This window comes from Sphingomonas sp. R86521, assembly GCF_042466235.1.
Classification (GTDB): domain Bacteria; phylum Pseudomonadota; class Alphaproteobacteria; order Sphingomonadales; family Sphingomonadaceae; genus Sphingomonas.
The window spans coordinates 3432779-3447765 of record NZ_JAXHBY010000001.1 but is presented as its reverse complement, the minus strand read 5'-3'; the positions used below and the strand labels follow the sequence as shown (position 1 = coordinate 3447765).

Genomic DNA, 14987 nt, shown 5'->3' with positions numbered 1-14987 from the left:
TTAGTAATGACGACCCCCCCGCGTAAACTGCGCAGCAGCGCCTGGTTCGACAACCCCGACAATATCGACATGACCGCGCTGTATCTTGAGCGCTATCTGAACTTCGGGCTGAGCCTGGAGGAACTCCAGTCGGGCCGCCCGATCATCGGGATCGCGCAGACCGGCAGCGACCTCAGCCCCTGCAATCGCCATCACCTGGTGCTCGCCGAGCGCGTGCGCGAGGGCATTCGCGAGGCGGGGGGCATCGTGCTCGAATTCCCGGTCCATCCCATCCAGGAAACCGGCAAGCGGCCGACCGCGGGTCTCGACCGCAACCTGGCGTATCTGGGGCTGGTCGAAGTGCTGTACGGCTATCCGCTCGACGGCGTCGTGCTGACGATCGGTTGCGACAAGACCACGCCCGCCGCGCTGATGGCGGCGGCGACGGTCAACATCCCGGCGATCGCGCTGTCGGTCGGGCCGATGCTCAACGGCTGGCACAAGGGCGAGCGGACCGGTTCGGGCACGATCGTGTGGAAGGCGCGCCAGCTGCTCGCCGCGGGCGAGATCGACGATGCGGAGTTCATCCGACTGGTCGCGTCGTCGGCGCCGTCGACCGGCTATTGCAACACCATGGGCACCGCGACGACGATGAATTCGCTGTGCGAGGCGCTCGGCATGTCGCTGCCGGCGTCGGCGGCGATCCCGGCGCCGTACCGTGACCGCCAGGAATGCGCGTACCGAACCGGCAAGCGCATCGTCGAGATGGTCGCCGAGGACCTGAAGCCCTCCGACATCCTGACCAAGCCGGCGTTCCACAACGCCATCCGCGTCAATTCGGCGATCGGCGGATCGACCAACGCGCCGATCCACCTGTCCGCGATCGCACGCCATATCGGTGTCGACCTGCCGCTCAAGGACTGGGAGACCGAGGGCCACAAGGTGCCGCTGCTGGTCAACCTGCAGCCCGCCGGGGAATATCTGGGCGAGGATTATTACCGCGCCGGCGGCGTTCCCGCGGTGGTCAACCAGCTGATCGAGCAGGGCCTGATCCATGAGGACGCGCTGACCGTCAACGGCAAGACGATGGGCGACAACTGCCGCGGCGTCGCGATCGAGGACGAGAAGGTCATCCATCCGTTCGACAAGCCGCTGGTGGTCGATGCCGGGTTCATCGTGCTGTCGGGCAATCTGTTCGACGCCGCGATCATGAAGACCAGCGTGATCGGACTCGAATTCCGCGAACGCTATCTGTCCAATCCCGACGACCTCGACGCGTTCGAGGGGCCTGCGGTCGTGTTCGACGGGCCGGAGGATTACCACCACCGGATCGACGATCCCGCGACCGGGATCACTGCCGAGACGCTGTTGTTCATGCGCGGCGCCGGCCCGATCGGCTATCCGGGCGCGGCCGAAGTCGTCAACATGCGGCCGCCGGCCTATCTGATCACCGAGGGCATCCACGCGCTGCCGTGCATCGGCGACGGGCGGCAATCGGGGACCAGCGGCAGCCCGTCGATCCTCAACGCCAGCCCTGAAGCCGCAGCGATGGGCGGGCTCGCGCTGCTCAAGACCGGTGACCGGGTGCGGATCGATCTCAACAAAGGCACCGCGGACGTGTTGATCCCGGACGCGGAACTGGCACAGCGCCGCGCCGACCTGATCGCCGCGGGCGGCTATCGCTATCCGGCATCGCAGACCCCGTGGCAGGAAATCCAGCGCGCGGTGGTCGGGCAGATGGATACCGGCGCGATCCTCGAAGGTGCGGAGAAGTACCAGCGGATCGCGCAGACGATGGGGTTGCCGCGCGACAATCACTGATCGCGGCTCGCTGGCTCTGAAGCCTTAGCTCCACCCCGGCGAAGGCCGGGGCCCAAATGGGCGGCGGCGGTAACGAAGGACCGTACGTCGTCACTTGGGCGTTCCCAATTGGGCCCCGGCCTGCGCCGGGGTGGTGTGCAGCCCCAGTTGTCATACATGCCGCCTTGTCGCTCTATCCACATAGCGATATGCCTGTTCATTATCTGGCGGCAGAGACCGCGATGAACGGGAGAGCGATGATGAGGCTGTTCGCCATACTGCCGCTGCTGATGGCCAGCGCGGCTTCGGCACAGGTATCGCCGAGTGTTCCGGCAGTGTCCGCACCAGCGCGGCCCGACCTGGCGTTCGATGCTCGGCGCGTTCCCGATGCGCGTCGGGTGCTGGCATTGCTCGACTATACCGCAGCGATGCAGATTGCCGAGCTGCGCGCGCGGCCGATGACGTTGAAGGGCGACGTCGTCCGCCCGCTCACCGCCAACTGGATCAGCGCGGCGTTCCTGACATCGCTGACCCGACTCACGCGGGTATCCGATGCGTCGGGTGGCAATGCGTTCATGCGCGACGCCGCGGAGCATTTCAATTTCGCGCTGCAAGGCGGCGCACGGCCCTATGCGATGCTCGACGCCGACAACATGGCGCTCGGCGAGACTTATGAGGAACTGTACGCGCGCAGCGGGCAGGAGCCGGAGATCGCCGCGACCCGCGCGCGGCTCGATTATGCGCTGCCGTATCTGACGCTCGACCCGGCGCCGCGGCGGCTGGTATGGTGGTGGTCCGACGCGCTGTTCATGGCGCCGCCGGTACTCGCGCGGATGTCGGTGCTGACCGGCGACCCGGCTTATCTGCGCGCGGCCGACACATCGTGGTGGCGGACGCACGACGCGTTGTGGGCGCCCGCCGAAGGGTTGTATCTGCGTGATGCGCGGTTCGGGACGCGCTTTGCGAAAAACGGCAAGCGTGTGTTCTGGTCGCGCGGCAATGGCTGGGTGGTCGGCGGTATCGCGCGCGTGCTCGAATCGATGCCCGCCGACTATCCGTCGCGTCCGCGTTACATCGAGACGTTGCGCACGATGGCGACGAGCCTCGCCAAGCTGCAGCGCGACGACGGCCTGTGGCCCGCGAACCTGCTCGACCCGCAGGATCCGGCGGGTGCCGAGACATCGGGGTCGGCGTTCTTCGTCTACGGGATGGCGTGGGGGATCAACCACGGCGTCCTCGATCGGAAGACCTATCTACCGGTGGTGCTGCGTGGCTGGGCGGGGCTGACCAAGGCGATCCAGCCGGACGGCCTGCTCGGCCATGTCCAGCTGCCGGGCGACCAGCCCTGGCCGACCAAGGCGGACGACCATGCGATGTACGGTTCCGGCGGACTGATCCTGGCGGGGCTGGAGATGATGCGGCTCGGCGGACCGGTGACGCCGTTGCCGATCGCCGAACCGCCGCACGATTCGATCAAGCCGGCGGGGCCCGTCCAGCGGCCTGAGCCGGCAGGGCTGACGGCGGAGCAAAAGGCGGCATTCGCGCGACGTAACGCGGAACATCAGGCGGTGTCGGATCTCGGCTTCGACCCGGCGCGCGATGACGCTGCAGCACCCCCGCGCGCCGACGGCGTCGTCAATCCGCGGATCTCGCTACCGCTGTCGCCACCACCGGCCGAACAACGCGCGCCGCGCGCGAGCGTGAAGTTCGCGCCCTATCGCTACGACGATATCCTGTGGGAAAACGATCGCACCGCGCATCGCATCTACGGCCCTGCGCTCGAGGCGTACGAGCCGCCCTCGACCTCCGGGATCGACGCTTGGGGCAAGATCGTGCCGTGGCCGTTCATGGAACGTCAGCTCAAGACGGGCAAGCAGCACGATTTCCACGGCGAGGGCATCGACTTCTACAACGTCAACACGTTCCGCGGCGCGGGGGGGCTCGGCGTCTGGCAGGACCATAAATTGTGGACATCGCGCAACTGGGCGAAGCATCGCATTCTCAAGGATGGCCCTGACGTCGCCGATTTCAGCGTCGACTATGCGCCCTGGCCGGTCGGTACGGATCGGAAAGTGTGGGAGACGCGGCGCTTTACGCTGCCGCTGGGGACCAACTTCACACGGATGGTGTCGACACTCTCGTCCGATACGACCGAGCCGCTGCTGGTCGGCATCGGCATCCAGAAGCGGCCGACCGCACCCGCCGCGGGCACGCTGACCGCCGATGCCAAGACCGGGCGGTTCAGCTTCTGGGGGCCGACCGATCCCGACAAGGGTGCGATGGCGGTCGCGCTGATGGTCGATCCGGCGATGATCGCCGAGGTGACCGAGGACGCCGACAATTACCTCGTCATCCTGAAGGTCATGCCGGGCAAGCCGTTCGTCTATTATATGGGCGCAGCGTGGAGCAAGGGACGCGAGTTCCACGACCGCGCGACATGGGAAACCTATGTCCGCGGCCAGTCGCCCAGCTTCGCGGTGCCGAAGTGAGGCGCGCTCTGATCGGCCTGTTGCTCGTCACGACCGCAGCGTCGGCGTCGGCCCAGGAGACGGTGCGCGTCGACGCCGCCGCGCCGCCGCCCGCGCTGCGGAGCGAGCACTTGCACATGGGTACCGGGACCGGTCCTGGAGGCCGCATCGGAATCAACAGCCAGTATCTGACACGCGACGGTCGGCCGTGGCTGCCCGTGATGGGCGAGTTCCATTTCACGCGGACCCCCGCGGCGGAGTGGGAGGCCGAGATCCTCAAGATGAAGGCGGCGGGCGTCACCATCGTCTCGAGCTATGCGATCTGGAACCAGATCGAGCTGGCGCCGGGGCGGTTGGACTGGACCGGCGACCGCGACCTGCGCCGGTTCGTCCAGCTCTGCGCCAAGCACGGCATGCTGTTCTTCCTGCGTCCCGGCCCGTGGGCGCACGCCGAGGCACGGTTCGGCGGCATCCCCGACTGGGTGGTGGCGCGCACCCGGCCCCGCAGCGACGATCCCGCCTATCTGGCCGAGGTCGAGCGCTTCTGGACCGGAATGTACGCGCAGGTCCGCGGGCTGCTGTGGAAGGACGGCGGGCCGATCGTCGGGATGCAGATCGAGAACGAGTATAATCTCGACGGGCCGGGGCAGGGCCGCGGGCATATCGCGACGCTGAAGGCCCTCGCGCGACGCATCGGCTATGACGTGCCGCTCTACACGGTCACCGGCTGGGACCATACGATCTATCCGCGCGGGCAGGTGGTGCCGGTGATGGGTGGGTATGTCGACGAACCCTGGTCGGCCAAGACCGGGCCGCTCGGCCCCAAGGAAAATTACCTGTTCCGCTTCCGCAGTCGGGTGAGCGGCGATCTGGGTGCGCAGACCCGGGGGGCGAAGGTCGGCGACGCCGAGTCCGACACCGCGGACACGCCGTTCCTGGGTGCGGAATATGGTGCGGGGGTGCCCGTGATGTACCGGCGGCGGCCGTTGCTCGATCCGATCGACGTATCCGCGGCGATCACCGCGCAGCTCGGGTCGGGGGTCAATCTGCTCGGCTATTACATGTTCCACGGCGGCGCCAACCCGCTGGTCGATGGCCGCGCGATCGAGGAAACGCAGGCGACCGGCGGCTATAACGACGTGCCGCAGATCGGCTACGACTTCCAGGCGCCGCTCGGCCAATATGGCGAGGTCGGCGCCGTCAGCGGGGCGCTGCGGCCGTTGCATTATTTGCTCGAGGCGTATGGCGACCGGCTTGCGACGATGACCGCGCGCGAACCGTCGGCGGTGCCTAGCGGCAACGCCGACCTGGCGACGCTGCGCTGGTCGGTGCGCTCTGACGGAACCGCCGCGTTCCTGTTCGTCAACAACCATGTCCGGCAGTCGGCGATGCCGGCGCACCGCGACGTGCGGTTCGAGGTGGCGTTGAAGGGCGGCACGGTGCGATTGCCGCCGACCGACATCGCGGCGGATGCGAGCTTCGTATGGCCGATCAACCTGGACCTGGACGGCGTGCGGCTGGCTTACGCGACCGCGCAGCCGCTGACCCGGCTGTCCGATGGCGGGGGAGCGATCCATGTGCTGGCGGCTACCGGCCCCGGCGCGGTGGAGCTCGCCTTCGCGCCCGGAACGACCCTGTCGGTGCCGTCGCGGCGCGACGCCGCGGGGCAGGTGCTGGCGAGCGTGACGCCGTCGCCGAGCCGCACGATCACCGCCACCGGACGAGACGGACGCCGCGTGCGGTTGGTCGTGCTCGATCAGGTTTCCGCGCGGAGGGCGTGGGTGGGCAACGTGTTCGGCCAGCGCCGGCTGGTGCTCACCGATGCGGATCTGTTCGTCGACGGCGATCGGCTCGTACTGCGTCAGCGCGGCAATGCGCGGTTCGCCTTTTCGATGATGCCGCAGGCGTCGCTCTCCGTGGCGCAGGCGCGCGCTGGCGATTACGCGGCGACGGTAGGGACGTCGCGCGGGCAGGAGATTGCGGTGTCGTCGCTACGGCCGGCCGGCGAGGCGCCACCGATCCAGGTCGGTGGCCCGGCCAAGGCGGCGATGCAGCCGTTGCCCGAAGCACACCGTGCCGCCGCGGCGTGGTCGTTCACGGTGCCGCGCAGCGCGCTGCCCGCCGGGGGCGATGCGTTCCTGGAGATCGAGTATCGCGGCGACATCGGTCGGCTGTTCGACGGCGACACGATGCTCGACGATGCGTTCTGGGACGGGCGGGTCTGGCGGATCGGGCTGCGGCGCTTCGCCGACCGTCTAGGCAAGCCCTGGACGATCACGGTAATGCCGTTGCGCGCCGACGCACCGATCTACCTCGACGAGCGCGCGCGGAAAATCCTGCCGGCAAAGGCGCAGGTCGCCGAGATCCGCAGCGTGAAGTTGGTGCCGGAACACGAGCTGGTAGTCACCGCGCGCTAGCGTCGTTCACGACGGAACGCCCTGCGCACGAAAAAAAAAGGGGGGGACGGGTTGCCCCGTCTCCCCCCTTTTCGTTGCGATACCGATCAGAACTGCAGGTTTGCGCCGATCGTGAAGGTGCGGCCGATCCGCGTCTGAAACAGCGTGTCCTGACGCTTGCTGTCGATATAGATACGGTTCTGTTCGTCGGTCAGGTTGGTGCCCTCGACCAGCAACTTGATGTTGTCGGTGAGGTTGTACGACGCCGAGGCATCGACATACATCGTCTTCGCGTTGACCTGGACGTCGCTGCCCGGCGATGCTGGCACGCCGCGGAGGAACGGATCGCGGTAGTTGACGGTGCCGCGCAGGCTGAACTTCTTGTCCTCGTAATACGCGGTGCCCGACGCGGTGTTCTTCGACAGGCCGAGCAACGCCGCCTGCGTCGTCGCGGACACGACGCCGTTCGACGTTGCGGTGATGTACGTGATCTTCGACGTGACGTGCGTGTAGTTCGCCAGCACGCCGAAATTCTTGAGGAACGGCGACGATAGGAAGGTGAACGGGATCTGCGCGTTGACTTCGACGCCGTTCAGCTTGCCGCCCGGCGTGTTGGAGGGCTGCGAGATCACGAACAGCTCGGTCGGCGCCGTGTTGGAGCCGGCGAGCAACGCGTCCGGCAGGCCCAGCGTATTGTATGCGACGGTCTGCGGCACGTTCTGGACGAAGGTGCTTATGTTCTTGTGGAAATAGGCGACCGACAGCAGCGAACCCGGACGGAAATACCATTCGGCTGCGGCGTCGAACGTCTTGGCGCTGATCGGCTTGAGGTTCGGGTTCTGCAGGCTGCCCGACCGCGTAACCGGGTTGATCGTGACCGACGGCGTGAGCGCGGCCAGTTCCGGCCGTGCGATGACCTTCGACGCGGAGAAGCGCAGCAACAGGCTCTTCATCGGCTCGATGACTAGGTTACCCGACGGCAGCCAGTTGTCATACGAACGGTCGGCGTAGTTGTACTGGCCGGTGACGCCGGTGGGCGAAGAGGCCAGTGGCGCCGGGATGATCGCGCTCGAGGCCTGGTCGGTGTGGACGTAGCGGACACCGAAGTCGCCGCGAACGCCGACGGGCAGGCGATCCTCGAGATCGAACGTGCCCATCAGATACCCGCTCTTCTCCTCCTCGAGCACACGCGACAGGCCGGTGCCGCACGAGATGCCGCAGGTGCGCGCGGTGTCGAGACCCGCCGCCGAGATCAGCTTGGCCGGATCGAGCGACGCCCAGCTTGCCGGTGCGGCATGGCCCCACAGGTCGTTCACACCATCGATCTGCATCGAGAGGCTCGCCAGCGTGACGCCGGCGGGCAGCGATTTGGTGGTGATGTCGGCGGTGTAATAGCCGGTGCCGAGCGTGGTGAAGTTGGCGCGACGATATTGCGCGCCGGTCTTTACCGTGAAGAAATCGGCGACCTTCCAGTTGAGGTTGGTCTCGCCAGTCAGCCCGGTGGTCTGGTTGTAGCGCGGTGCGCCCTGGAAGCTGAAGCCGCCAAGTACGGTGCCGTCGGCAAGCCCAGGTGCGTAGTTGAAGTTGGCCGGGTTCGCGACATCGAAGCCGAAGCCGAGATCGGGCGTGGTCGCGCCGTTGTACGCGAAGGTGAACGGCTTATCGATCGCGTCCATGTAATACTGGAAGCGCTGCTTGGTCTGCAACCGCGACTTGTTCATCCCGAACAGCGTCGTGACGGTCAGCGCGTCCGAGAAGTCGTGCTTGAAGTTGATGTTCGCCTGCTTGAACGTCGAGACGAAATTGTCGACCAGACCCTCGGACCGCACGTCGACGCCGTCATAGCTGGCGCTCTGCACCGAGCCGAGGCTGTCGAGCGTCAGGTCCTTGATCGAGGTGTTCGGCATGCCGTTGTTCGACGCCGACCGCGCGAACGAGATCGCTTCGATGTAGTTGTCGCGGCGCACGACGTGGAAGCGCGAATAGAGCAGGTCGATCGAGATGTCGGTCTTCTCGTCCGGCTGGAACTGCAGCGTCGCGGTGCCCCCGATACGTTCCTGCTTCTGTTCCGAGTTCAGGTAGCGCGGGATGCGTGGGAAGAACGCGCCGCTGCCCGGCGTGTTCGGCAGGTCGGGACGACGCGCGGCCTGCACGGCGTTGTAGGCCGCGACCGAACCGGTGCGCGGATTGCCGGGGTAGCAGGTCGTGGCCGTCGCGCCCTTCGACCCGACTGCGGGGACCGACGGCGTCACGCCGACTGGCGAACAGAACCCGCCATTGGTGTTCGACGACAGGATGTCGACCGCCGAATAGCCGACTTCGCGGATGTTACGCTTCTGGTAGGCGAGCGAGCCGAGGATGCCCCAGCGGCCGTCGTCGAACTTCTTGGCGACGAGCAGCGAACCGCGCGGGTTGGTCTTCTTGGAGACTTCGTTCCACAGGCCCTTGACGGTCGCGCTGACGACGAAGTCCTTCGACTGGCCGAGCGGCTTCGGCGCGGTCAGGTCGACGGTGGCGCCCAGCGAGCCTTCCTCGACATCGGCCGACGGCGTCTTGCGCACGGCGAGACCGTTGAAGATCTCGGTCGGGAAGACGTTGAAGTCGAAGCTGCGGCCGCTGTTCTGCGCGCCGTAGATGTCGGAGGCGCCGGTCTGCGCGGTACCTTCCATGCCGTTGATGCGGACGCGGGTGAAGCCGGCGCCGAGGCCGCGAACCGAGATGTTCTTGCCTTCGCCACCGTCACCGCGCGCCAGCGCGACGCCGGGGATGCGCTGCATCGATTCGGCCAGGTTGCTGTCGGGGAACTTGCCGATGTCCTCGGCGACGATGCTGTCGATCGCGGCGGTCTCGCGGCGCTTGGCGCTGAGCGCGCTGTCGAGCGAGGCGCGGAAGCCGGTGACGACGATGTCCGCTTCCGGTGCCGCGTCGGCCTGCGGATCGGCGGCCTGGGTCGCGGCGGGCTCCGTCGTGCCGGGCTGGGTGGTCGACGGCTGCGTCGAGGCGGGCGGGATCGGCGCGTTCTGCGCCAGCGCCTGCGTCCCGAATGCGGTCAACGCGAGTACGGCGAGCGATGCGCCCCCACGGATCGACGACCGGATATGCGAATGGTTCACTAAAAACTCCCCTAAAGCACGTACCGATCTTATCGCCGGTTTCAATATGTGGAACGTAGTCCCGTTTATCGCACTTTTGATCGAAAATGGAAGCTATTTTTGATCCAAAGCAAGTTCAGGTGGCGGAGCGGTCAGTCGACCAGCACGACATGGAGGAATCGCGGGCCGTGCGCGCCGCGGACATAGGTGCCCTCGATGTCGGTGGTACCCGACACGCCCGTCACCCAGTAATGCGCGCGCGGCTGCAGACCGCCGAGCATCGCGTCTTCGAGCTGCGCGACGATCCGGGGCACGACGACGATGTGGTGCAGCGCCAGGAAATTCGGCAGCATCGGTGCCTTCGGACTGGTCTCGAACACCAGCGATCCGGTCTCCGCGACACCGCAGCGGGCAAAGGCGAGGACCGCGTTTTCGTCCGGCGCGACCTGTTCGTGCAGCGTCATCGTCGACCAGTCGCCCGCAGCCACGCGCGGATCGGGCGGGACGCACAGGCGGGGCGGCAGGCTTTGCGCGGCGAGATAGCGCGCGACCGCGTGGGGCAGGTCGTCGAGCGACGCGATCCGGTCGACGGTCGCGGCCACGCTCGGCAGCGTCAGCATCGCCAGGAACGTCTCCTCCAGCCTGGCCGGATCGACCCGCGGTCGTTCGGGGGCGATGAGCAGCGCAGCAGCTTCGCTGTCGATCGCACCGATCGTGGCGGTTCCGCCGAGCCGCGAGAGAATGGCGTCGCGCGGGCTCACGACCGGCGTCCCTTCTTGTACTGCGACATGAAGCTTTGCGCGGCGGGCTTCGGCATGTCGCGGTGCTCGGTCCAGGCGCCGGCGAGCGGCAGTTTGCTCAGCCAGCCGCCGCGTCCCATCAGCCGCATCGCGCGCAGCGCCGACGCGGTCGCCGCACGGTACAGCGCGGGCCGCCGCGCGAACCACGCCCAGGTGCCGAGACCGGCGCGCAGACTGGTCGGCTCCAGACCCTCGCGCCAGCTCTTCTCGCGCCAGCCCCGCAACAGCGTCGGCAGCGGGATGCGCACCGGGCACACCTCCTGGCACTTGCCATTGAGCGTGCACGCATTGGGCAGGTCGCGGTTCTTCGCGAGGCCATCGAACGCCGGGGTCAGCACCGCGCCCATCGGTCCCGGATAGGTGCCGCCATAGGCATGGCCACCGATCTGGCGGAACACCACGCAGTGGTTCATGCACGCGCCGCAGCGGATGCAGCGCAGCATCTCGGCCAGCCCGGTCTCGCGCATCATCGTGCGGCCGTTGTCGACCAGCACGATGTGCATTTCCTCGGGGCCGTCGCGGTCGCCGGGGCGGCGCGGACCGGTGTAGAAAGTGGTGTACTGGCTGAGCGCGGCGCCGGTCGCCGAGCGCGACAGCATCCGCAGCATGTGCACCGCATGCCCCATCGACGGCACGATCTTCTCGATCCCCGCGGTGACGATGTGGACGCGCGGCGGGACGAGGGAGAGTTCGGCATTGCCTTCGTTGGTGACGGTGCACACCGCGCCGCTGTCGGCGACCAGGAAGTTCGCACCCGAAATGCCGACATCGGCGGCGAGCATGCCTTCGCGCAGGTGGCGGCGGGCGCTTTCTGCCATCGCCGCGATCGTCTCCTCCTGGTGCGGATCGCGGTGCTTGGCCTTGAACAGCACCGACACCTGCTCGCGAGTCTTGTGCATCGCCGGCCAGATGATGTGCGAGGGGCGCTCGTCCGCCAGCTGGATGATGTGCTCGGCGAGGTCGGTCTCGATCCGGGTGATGCCGGCCTGCTCCAGCGCGTGCGGCAGGCCGATCTCCTCGCCCAGCATCGATTTCGATCGCGCGACGCTCTTCGCGTTCGCCGCCTTGCAGATGCCGACGACGATCTCGCATGCTTCGTCGGCGGTGCGCGCCCAGTGGACTTTCGCACCGGCCGCGACGGCGTTTGCCTCGAAGCGTTCGAGATACAGGCCGAGATTGGCGATCACGTGATCCTTGATCGCCGCCGCCCGGTCGCGGGCCTGTTCGAAATCCGGAAAGGCGTCGATCGCGATGGTGCGCTTGGCTTCGGCGGTCCCGGCGGTGCGCTCGACCGCGATTTTCAGGTTGCGGTCGGCGAGTGCGGTGTCGGCGCGGTCGGTGAAGCTGCTCATGCCTCTTCGCCGATCGCGGGGCCGTCGCCCATGCCGGCGAGCAGCTCGATGGTGTGGAACGCGCGGACCTTCGAGCCCTCGCGGTTGAGCTTGCCCGCCATGTTCATCAGGCACCCCAGATCGCCCGCGAGCAGCAGGTCCGCACCGCTGGCGTCGATCGAGGTCGCCTTCTCCGCGACGATCGCGTTCGAGATCGCGGGATATTTGACGCAGAACGTGCCGCCGAATCCGCAACAGGTCTCGGCACCGGCAAGCGGCTTGAGGCTGAGGCCGTCGATAGCCGCGAGCAGACGGCGGGGCTGGCGCTTGATGCCGAGCTCGCGCAGGCCCGAGCAGCTGTCGTGATAGGTGCCGGTCGCGTCCAGCGCGACGCCGTCGGGTTTCCACCCGCGGACCTCGTCGAGATAGGCGAGGATCTCGTAGGTCCGTGCCGCCAGCGCGACGGCGCGCGGGCCCCATTCGGGATCGTGTTCGAGGATCTCGGGATAGTGCACGCGCATCGTCGCCGCGCACGATCCGGACGGGATGACGACATGGTCATAGGGTTCGAGCATCGCGATCGCCCGGCGCGCCAGGTCGGCGGCGGTGTCGCGGTCGCCCGAATTGAGCGCGGGCTGGCCGCAACAGGTCTGTGCGTCGGGGACGATCACCTCACAGCCTGCCGCCTCCAGCGCGCGGATCGCGGCGAAGCCGATCTGCGGGCGGATCAGGTCGACCAGGCATGTCACGAACAGGGCGACGCGTGGCGGCATGGAGGTCATACGCCGTGCCTCGCGAGAAAGCGAAGATAGGCGTCGGACCAGCCGCTCGCCGCGGGGGCCCTGGGGCCGATCCCGAAGCCGTGCCCGCCGGCTTCGTACAGCTGGCATTCGACCGCGCCGCCCTGCGCGCGGAGGGCCGCCGCCATCACCAGGCTGTTCTGGTAGGGCACGGTCTTGTCGTCGAACGCATGCGCGAGGAAGATCGGCGGCGGCGAGGGCATCACGGTGTCTTCCATCGAATAGGCGGCGATCCGGTCGGCGGTCGCATTGGCGCCCAGCAACTGCTCGCGCGACCCGGCATGCGCAAGCGGATCGCGCAACGTGACCACCGGATACATCAGCGCCGCGGCGGCAACGCCGAGCGGCTGGCGGTCGACCGCATCGATCGCGGCATAGGTTTCGCGGGGTGCGCGGGTCGACAGCCAGGCGGCGAGATGGCCACCCGCCGAAAAGCCGATAGCGCCGACCCGCGCGGGATCGAACTTTTCGCGAGTCGCCAGGCTGCGCACCAGGCGCAACCCGCGCTGTGCGTCCTGCAACGGCGTGTCGGCGCCCGCCGCCCAGCCGTCGGCCGGCATCCGATAGCTCAGCACGAAGCAGGTATAGCCGGCGTCCGCGAACCGTCGTGCGATCACATAGCCTTCTAGCCCCGTCGATACCCGACGATAGCCGCCGCCCGGGATCAGCAGCAGCGCCGCGCCGTTCGGGCGTTTCGCGCGCACCATCGTCAGCGTCGGGGTGACGACATGGTCCTGGTACAGCGTGTCGGTCCCGAGTTCGGGGTAGCGCAGCGCCGACACTTCGGTGACGCGGACGCCAGCGCCGCCGGGGGCCGCGCCGGGCCAGAGCGGCATGCGCTCGAAGCCATCGGGCAGCGGGATCGCCGCTTGTGCGAAGCTCGGGAACGCGGTTTCAACGCCCAGCGCTGCCCCGAATGCGACGGCGCCCGCCAGGACGCTCCTGCGATCCATGATCATCCGCTTTTCCTCTGCCCGGACCGAGTCTGCGTTTGACGCGGCCATTCTCATCAAGTAACGAACTATCCCATAAAGTGAGATAAAGTAAACAGCGCCGACGCCGCTCGCTTCCCGTTCGAGGAGGTGGCGGGGAGGGGAATGAGGAGCTTATAGTGGCGATCGTGTCCTTGCCTAAGATCAAGCACGTCCGGGCGTTCGTCGTCCGTGGCGGTGGCGCCGACTATCACGACCAGGGTGCCGGCCACTGGATCGACGACCACATCGCCACGCCGATGAGCCGATATCCCGAATATCGCCAGTCGCGTCAGAGCTTTGGCATCAACGTGCTGGGCACGCTGGTGGTCGAGATCGAGGCCGAGGACGGCACGATCGGCTTCGCGGTCACCACCGGCGGCGAACCCGCGGCGTTCATCGTCGAGAAGCACCTCGCGCGCTTCCTCGAAGGGCGCAGCCCGACCGAATACGAGAAGATCTGGGACCAGATGTACTTCTCGACGCAATATTACGGCCGCAAGGGGATCGTCGTGAACGCGATCTCCGGCGTCGACCTTGCGCTGTGGGACCTGCTCGGCAAGCTGCGTCAGGAGCCGGTCTATCACCTGCTCGGCGGCGCGGTGCGCGACGAACTGCAATTCTATGCGACCGGCGCGCGGCCCGACATCGCCAAGGAACTCGGCTTCATCGGCGGCAAGATGCCGCTTCACCACGGTCCCGCCGAAGGGCCGGAGGGGATGAAGAAGAACATCGCGATGATCGCCGACATGCGGGCGAAATGCGGCGACGATTTCTGGCTGATGCTCGATTGCTGGATGGCGCTCGACGTCGATTACGCCACGCGCTTGGCGATCGCCGCGCACGAACATGGTCTGAAATGGATCGAAGAGGCGATCAGCCCCGACGATTATTGGGGCTATGCGGAATTGAAGCGTAACGTCCCCAAGGGGATGCTCGTCACCACCGGCGAGCATGAAGCGACGCGCTGGGGTTTCCGCATGCTGCTCGAAATGGATTGCTGCGACATCATCCAGCCCGATGTCGGCTGGTGCGGCGGCGTCACCGAGCTGCTCAAGATCAGCGCGCTGGCCGATGCGCATGGCAAGATGGTCGTCCCGCACGGGTCGAGCGTCTACAGCTATCACTTCGTGATCACGCGCCACAATTCGCCGTTCGCCGAGTTCCTGATGATGCATCCGGGACCGACCGAGGTGGTGCCGATGTTCCATCCGCAGCTGATCGGCGAGCCCGTCCCGCAGAACGGCCGCCTCAAGGCCAGCGCGCTCGATGCGCCGGGCTTTGGCGTCGAGCTCAATCGGGATATCCCGATGCACCGTCCCTATACTCACTGATAGTCGAAAGCCCTTT

At 67.1% G+C, this 14987-nt stretch carries 9 protein-coding genes; 4 read left to right on the top strand and 5 right to left on the bottom strand.

What is annotated here, in order from left to right; genetic code table 11:
- The first annotated feature begins 6 nt into the window (after positions 1 to 6).
- From SJY20_RS15865 to SJY20_RS15855, 3 genes are all read left to right on the top strand, one after another.
- The gene (locus SJY20_RS15865) at positions 7 to 1800 is read left to right on the top strand and encodes an IlvD/Edd family dehydratase (protein ID WP_380787879.1); all 1794 of its coding nucleotides are present in this window, start codon (positions 7 to 9) and stop codon (positions 1798 to 1800) included.
- Between the two features lie 239 nt (positions 1801 to 2039).
- Positions 2040 to 4268 carry a glycoside hydrolase family 88 protein gene (locus tag SJY20_RS15860; protein WP_380787878.1) on the top strand — a complete coding sequence of 743 codons (2229 nt, stop codon included), beginning with the start codon at positions 2040 to 2042 and terminating at the stop codon, positions 4266 to 4268.
- The gene (locus SJY20_RS15855; protein ID WP_380787877.1) at positions 4265 to 6664 is read left to right on the top strand and encodes a beta-galactosidase; all 2400 of its coding nucleotides are present in this window, start codon (positions 4265 to 4267) and stop codon (positions 6662 to 6664) included. Before SJY20_RS15860 ends, SJY20_RS15855 begins: the two co-directional genes overlap by 4 nt.
- Positions 6665 to 6750: 86 nt before the next feature.
- On the opposite strand, the gene SJY20_RS15850 is transcribed toward SJY20_RS15855, so the two are convergent.
- The 5 genes from SJY20_RS15850 to SJY20_RS15830 form a co-directional block, all read right to left on the bottom strand.
- Positions 6751 to 9756, bottom strand: coding sequence for a TonB-dependent receptor (locus tag SJY20_RS15850; protein WP_380787876.1), 3006 nt, complete (start codon positions 9754 to 9756; stop codon positions 6751 to 6753).
- A 131-nt stretch (positions 9757 to 9887) separates the two neighbouring features.
- Positions 9888 to 10496 carry a lactate utilization protein C gene (locus SJY20_RS15845; RefSeq protein ID WP_380787875.1) on the bottom strand — a complete coding sequence of 203 codons (609 nt, stop codon included), beginning with the start codon at positions 10494 to 10496 and terminating at the stop codon, positions 9888 to 9890.
- Positions 10493 to 11887, bottom strand: coding sequence for a lactate utilization protein B (locus SJY20_RS15840; RefSeq protein WP_380787874.1), 1395 nt, complete (start codon positions 11885 to 11887; stop codon positions 10493 to 10495). Before SJY20_RS15840 ends, SJY20_RS15845 begins: the two co-directional genes overlap by 4 nt.
- Positions 11884 to 12639 (bottom strand): (Fe-S)-binding protein, encoded by a 756-nt coding sequence (locus tag SJY20_RS15835; protein WP_380787873.1) that lies wholly within the window; start codon positions 12637 to 12639, stop codon positions 11884 to 11886. Before SJY20_RS15835 ends, SJY20_RS15840 begins: the two co-directional genes overlap by 4 nt.
- Positions 12640 to 12644: 5 nt before the next feature.
- Complete coding sequence (locus SJY20_RS15830; RefSeq protein WP_380787872.1) at positions 12645 to 13625, bottom strand: alpha/beta hydrolase; 981 nt, start codon at positions 13623 to 13625, stop codon at positions 12645 to 12647.
- Positions 13626 to 13786: 161 nt separating this feature from the next.
- Between SJY20_RS15830 and rhmD the strand changes: the two genes are divergently transcribed.
- The gene (gene rhmD / locus SJY20_RS15825; protein WP_380788749.1) at positions 13787 to 14971 is read left to right on the top strand and encodes an L-rhamnonate dehydratase; all 1185 of its coding nucleotides are present in this window, start codon (positions 13787 to 13789) and stop codon (positions 14969 to 14971) included.
- Positions 14972 to 14987 lie beyond the last annotated feature (16 nt).